Raw genomic sequence first — 3666 nt, 5'->3', positions numbered from 1 at the left:
GTGGGGCAGAAGGCCCTGGGCACCGTGACCAGTACCGTGAACACCGTGGTCGACGGGGTGATCCCCTTCCGCAGCTGGGTGCGCAAGCTCAGCGGCGCCGAGCGCCATTCCAAGGCGGTCACGGCTGCCATCGCCGCCGGCACCATGCGCCGGCCCTACCTCAAGGGCTGGGCGCGCGCCCAGGGCTGCATCGAGGGCCCGTTCCCCACCGCCGCCACGACGACACCGCCATGAACTCCCAGCACGACGACGACATCCTGGCCACCCTGCGCGAGATTCGCGATGACCAGCGGGCCCTGCTGGCCCAAGTCCAGGCCCAGCGTGCACTGGCCGAACAGCAGATGGCGCAGTCGAAACAGCGCATCGACGAGTCGGTGGGCCTGCAGCGCGAGGCTCTTGGCCGGCAACGGACCATCACCGTGGTGGCACTGCCCGCGCTGCTGGCGTGCATCGCCGCCATCGCCTGGCTGCTGCTGCGCTACTTCTGAAGCATCTGCGCCGCCAGGGCCTGCATGGCTGCCAGCGAACGGTCGCGCGGGCGCAGCTCAGGGGCCTGGGCAAACTGCGTGAAATTGCGCCCCATGGACTGGCGGTAGACCGGGTCGTAGTGGCTGAGCAGCAGCTCGCGCACCACGTCGGCCGTGCGGCCGGCGCGCACCGCGGCCTTCCATTCTTCGATCAGCTTCTTGCCGCGCAGCTCGGTCAGCGCGTCCAGGCGTTCGCAGAAGGCCTCGTGGTTCTGGACAAAGTGGTCGTAATCCTCGAGCAGCAGGGCCACGCGCTCCTCGTCGGGCAGCACCAGGTTCAGGCAGGGGGCGGCGCGCATGGCCGTGATCAGCGCCTCGGGCACGGCCACATTGCCCACCTTCTTGCTTTCGCTCTCCACATAGACCGGGCGCGCCGGGTCCAGGCGGCGCAGCGCGTCCCAGACAGCGGTGTCGAAGGCCTTCTGGGTGGGCTGGGGCTGCCCGGGGATGGCGCCCAGCACCGAGCTGCGGTGGTTCGCCAGTGCCTCCAGGTCCAGCACCTGCGCGCCGGCGGCGGCCAGGGCCTGCAGCAGCCGCGTCTTGCCCGAGCCCGTGGTGCCGCAGATCACGCGGAAGTCCAGTCCCTGCACCCGGCGCGGGATGTCCTCGAGCAGGGCATTGCGAAAGGCCTTGTAGCCGCCTTCGATGATCGTCACGCGAAAGCCGATCTCGCTGAGGATCAGGCTCAGCGAGCCGCTGCGCTTGCCGCCGCGCCAGCAATAGGTCAGCGGCTTCCAGTCCTTCGGCTTGGCGATCACCTCGCGCTCGATGTGCGCCGAGATGTTGCGCGCGGCCAGCGCCGCACCGCGCTTCTTGGCCTCGAAGGCGTTGACCTGCTTGTAGGTGGTGCCGATGGTGTGGCGCTCGGCGTTGTTCAGCGTGGGCCAGTTCACGGCGCCCGGCAGGTGGTCTTCGGCGTACTCGTTCTCGCTGCGGGCGTCGATGATGGTGTCGAAGGCATCGAGCTCGCGCAGGGCCGCCTCGGCCGCGATGGGGAAGAGGGGCATCAGAGTTGCTTTTTCAGTTCAGGCCAGACGTTGTCCAGCATCAGGGGCTGGGCCTCGGCCGTGGGGTGGATGCGGTCCGGCTGGAACAGGCGCGTCGGCTCCGCGCCGTCGGCCACGCCCTTGAGGAAGAAGGGCACCAGGCCCACCTTCTCGGCGCGCGCCACCTGGGCGTAGAGGCCCTCGAAACGCTTGGCGTAGTCGGCCCCGTAGTTGGGTGGCATTTGCATGCCCAGCAGCAGCACGCGGGCGCCGGCCTTCTTGGCCTGCTGCGTCATCCACTCCAGGTTGGCGCGTGTGGCGTCGAGCGAGAGGCCACGCAGCGCATCATTGCCGCCGAGCTCCAGGATCACGTGCGTGGGCTTGTGCTGGGCCAACAGCGCGGCCAGGCGCGAACGCCCGCCGAAGGTGGTCTCACCGCTGATGCTGGCATTGACCACGCGCGTGCCCGGCTTCTCTTTCGCCAGGCGCTGCTCCAGCAGCGTCACCCAGCCCGTACCGCGCGCCAGGCCGTACTCGGCACTCAGCGAATCGCCGAGCACCAGCACGGTACGCTGGGGCGTGGTTTGTGCATGGGATAACCCCAGCAAAGCGCCCAGCAACATGGCCGCGATACAGTAGCGGCGACTCCGAAAGAAAAAACCCATGTCCGAACCCGTCATATCCGTGGAACACGTGGTCAAGTCCGTGAGCGACTCGACCGGCACGCTCGACATTTTGCGCGATATCGATTTCCAGGTGCCCCGTGGGCAGACCCTGGCCATCGTGGGCGCCTCGGGTTCGGGCAAGAGCACGCTCTTGTCCATCATGGCCGGGCTGGACACGCCCACGCGCGGCACCGTCAAGATCGACGGCCAGGACCTGTTCGCCCTGGACGAGGACGCACGCGCCGCGCTGCGCGCCCAGAAGCTGGGCTTCGTGTTCCAGAGCTTCCAACTGCTGGCCCATCTGACCGCGCTGGAGAACGTGATGCTGCCGCTGGAACTGGCGGGCAGGAAAGACGCGCGCAAGGCCGCCACCGAGATGCTGGGCCGCGTGGGCCTGGGCGAGCGCCTGGGGCACTACCCCAAGGTGCTCTCCGGCGGCGAACAGCAGCGCGTGGCCCTGGCCCGCGCCTTCGTCGTCCACCCCTCGGTGCTGCTGGCCGACGAGCCCACGGGCAGCCTGGACTACGCGACGGGCGAGACGGTGATGGAGCTGATGTTCGCGCTCAACCGCGAGCAAGGCACGACGCTGGTGCTCGTGACGCATGACCAGGGGATTGCGTCACGGTGCGAGCGGCGGATCACGATTGAGGCGGGTAGGGCGAGCGGGTGAACTCACTGGTGATCCCTAAAACAGCCTAACCCGCTGGGCTGTATTCGATCGAACTGCTGCAAAGTCTAATCGGCAACGTTATCGGTGTTGCGCCAATAGATGGCTCGAAACCCAACGCCTCGAAAAAACAGGGTATCGATGAGCAACGTCCCGTCTTCAACGTGCCCGAATGAATGCAACTGACGGCTCGAAACTGCCGGGGTCTTTTAGCGCCCCCGGCATTGGGTTGGCGGATTGTGGCTGAATCTTGGCAAACTGAAGCAGAGGTGCAATGTACTCCGACTTCACTGCGTAGTTCACGTTCTGGGGTAGTGTCCCAGTTGCCTTGAGAACGTTTATCTGATTAAGCGAGGCCGTGACGATACCGATGATCTGTCCTTCATCAGTAATTAGCGGGCCGCCCGAGTTTCCAGGCTGGATAGGAACGTCTATTTGGAAGAATCGAATATCCCCTTGAATACCGCTAAGCGCGTTGATTCTCCCGTACGTCGCTTTTTGTTCCTGCCCTTGAATGCCAACGACAGGGAATCCGAGGGTGAAAACCTCCATCCCCTTTTTTACGTTGGTGGTAGACACAATAGCAAGTGGGGTAGTTTTGGCATCGACCTTTAGCAAGGCGACGTCGTTACTTGAGTCACTGCTCACAACGGTTGCTGGTAATTTCCTACCATCATTCATAGTGATTTCAATTTCTGTCGCGCCAGCAACAACGTGATGGTTAGTTATCAGGTAGCCATCCCTGCTAACGAAGAAGCCAGTCCCGCTAGAAGATGGAGTCTTTGGGGATGCGGTGTTTCCTGCCCCACCTAAGGTGGCGT

At 64.8% G+C, this 3666-nt stretch carries 6 protein-coding genes; 3 read left to right on the top strand and 3 right to left on the bottom strand.

What is annotated here, in order from left to right:
- Both K2R93_17095 and K2R93_17090 read left to right on the top strand, forming a co-directional pair.
- The coding region (locus tag K2R93_17095; GenBank protein ID MBY0491557.1) for a hypothetical protein at positions 1–234 on the top strand (234 nt) is incomplete at its 5' end.
- Positions 231–488, top strand: coding sequence for a hypothetical protein (locus K2R93_17090; protein MBY0491556.1), 258 nt, complete (start codon positions 231–233; stop codon positions 486–488). The genes K2R93_17095 and K2R93_17090, both read left to right, overlap by 4 nt.
- Here the strand turns inward: K2R93_17090 and mnmH are convergent.
- A complete protein-coding gene (mnmH, locus tag K2R93_17085; protein ID MBY0491555.1) occupies positions 479–1534 on the bottom strand; it encodes a tRNA 2-selenouridine(34) synthase MnmH in 1056 nt (351 codons plus the stop codon). The two genes, K2R93_17090 and mnmH, sit on opposite strands and share 10 nt — an antisense overlap.
- The gene (locus K2R93_17080; GenBank protein MBY0491554.1) at positions 1534–2136 is read right to left on the bottom strand and encodes an arylesterase; all 603 of its coding nucleotides are present in this window, start codon (positions 2134–2136) and stop codon (positions 1534–1536) included. The genes mnmH and K2R93_17080 overlap by 1 nt, the downstream gene beginning before the upstream one ends.
- Positions 2137–2176: 40 nt before the next feature.
- Between K2R93_17080 and K2R93_17075 the strand changes: the two genes are divergently transcribed.
- Complete coding sequence (locus K2R93_17075) at positions 2177–2848, top strand: ABC transporter ATP-binding protein (protein ID MBY0491553.1); 672 nt, start codon at positions 2177–2179, stop codon at positions 2846–2848.
- 156 nt (positions 2849–3004) lie between these two features.
- On the opposite strand, the gene K2R93_17070 is transcribed toward K2R93_17075, so the two are convergent.
- Positions 3005–3666 (bottom strand): S1C family serine protease (locus tag K2R93_17070; protein ID MBY0491552.1); only part of this gene is annotated, 662 nt, incomplete at its 5' end.

Source organism: Gemmatimonadaceae bacterium (genome assembly GCA_019752115.1).
Classification (GTDB): domain Bacteria; phylum Gemmatimonadota; class Gemmatimonadetes; order Gemmatimonadales; family Gemmatimonadaceae; genus Gemmatimonas.
Note: the sequence above shows the minus strand (reverse complement) of the source record. Positions and strands in the feature narration are given on the sequence as shown.